The sequence below is a fragment of the Streptococcus danieliae genome (assembly GCF_025447695.1).
In the GTDB taxonomy this organism is placed as follows: domain Bacteria; phylum Bacillota; class Bacilli; order Lactobacillales; family Streptococcaceae; genus Streptococcus; species Streptococcus danieliae.
In genome coordinates this window covers 1-1606 of record NZ_JAOBSU010000178.1, presented here as the reverse complement: position 1 = coordinate 1606, position 1606 = coordinate 1, and the positions used below count along the sequence as shown (strand labels likewise).

1 protein-coding gene is annotated in these 1606 nt (G+C 46.7%); it reads right to left on the bottom strand.

Annotation, left to right across the window (positions count from 1 at the left end; translation table 11 throughout):
* Positions 1-263 precede the first annotated feature (263 nt).
* On the bottom strand, positions 264-1292 hold the full coding sequence (gene queA / locus N4310_RS08390) for a tRNA preQ1(34) S-adenosylmethionine ribosyltransferase-isomerase QueA (protein WP_262092818.1): 1029 nt from the start codon (positions 1290-1292) through the stop codon (positions 264-266).
* Between the last annotated feature and the right edge of the window lie 314 nt (positions 1293-1606).

The following is a 1606-nucleotide window of genomic DNA, read 5'->3' as shown; positions in this document are numbered from 1 at the left end:
CCAATCCCTATTTCTCTTGTTATCCAACTAGGCTCAAAAGGGAAATCCTTACAATTCCTTGTCCGATTAATACACACGTTCAAACTCTGCTTTGGAGTTTACACAAAATTCTTGACACACCCCTTTCTAATTTGAAATCCCTTACAATACAATTATAACATATAGTGGTGAGGAACTCAAAAAATAAATGATATTTTTCAGGCTACAAAAATAAGCCCTCACGAGATTGGAGATTCTCATGAAGGCTTTAAGATGTTTAGAAATTAATGAATAAACATGGCATCACCAAAGCTGAAGAAGCGGTAGCCTTCCTCGATGGCATGTTGGTAGGCAGCCAAGGTTTGCTCGCGGCCAGCGAAGGCGGAGACTAGCATGACTAGGGTTGATTTGGGCAGGTGGAAGTTGGTCGAGAAGGCGTCGACGATTTGCCATTGGTAGCCTGGTTTGATGAAGATATTGGTCCAGCCGCTGGCGCCGGCTAGTTTGCCCTCGTTTTGTTGGGCAACGGTTTCGAGGGTCCGGATGGTAGTTGTGCCAACAGCGATGACCCGCTTACCAGCTTCCTTGACCTGATTGAGGGCCTGGGCTGTTTGGTCGGAGATGGTGTAGTATTCGGAGTGCATGTCGTGGGCATCCAGGTCGTCCACGGATACTGGTCGGAAGGTTCCGAGACCAACATGCAGGGTTAGGTAGTGGATTTGCACGCCCTTGGTTTCAATGGCTGCCAGTAATTCTGGTGTAAAATGAAGTCCCGCGGTTGGGGCGGCGGCAGAGCCGTTTTCTTTGGCATAGACGGTCTGGTAGCGTTCACGGTCCTCTAATTTTTCATGAATATAGGGAGGAAGGGGCATCTCACCAAGGCTCTCCAGGATTTCCAAGAAAATGCCTTCATAATGGAATTGGATGATGCGGCCCCCGTGCTCCAATTCCTCAACAACCTCAGCTTGCAGCCGGCCATCGCCAAAGGTAATACGCGCCCCCACCTTGAGTCGCTTGGCGGGTTTGGCGAGAACCTCCCATTGATCGCCTTCGGTGTTTTGTAAAAGCAGGAGTTCCACATGGCCACCGGTTTCGTTTTTTTGCCCGTGGAGACGGGCAGGAAGGACGCGTGTGTTGTTGAGAACCAGAGCGTCACCGGGGTTGAGGTAATCAATCAGCTGGTCAAAATGGCTGTCTGCCATCGCCCCGGTTTCTCGGTCCAAGACCAGTAAGCGCGAAGAAGAGCGATCCTCAAGTGGAACCTGAGCAATCAGCTCTTCGGGTAGGTCAAAATCAAAATCACTAGTTTTCATATCTGTTCCTTATAATTGATGAAATAAAAAGAAATAGTAGAGCAAGAGCAAAAAAGGAGTGCTCACCAAAAGAAAGGCTAGAAAGCTTAAAAGAAAGACCAACCAACCCTTGATTTTGAAGCCCAAAAAGTAGAGTAGCAGGAAGATCAATATCCCAGCTATAAAGAGATAAGCAACAAGTTCTAACATAGCAACCATTATAGCATTCTTTGGGGAAGAAAGAACAGGGAAATTCTTGAGAATCATTCCCGTTGCTTATTCTTTTTGAAAATAATGTCAGGATTCTGACTCCTCATCATCAATTTCATAAAAAT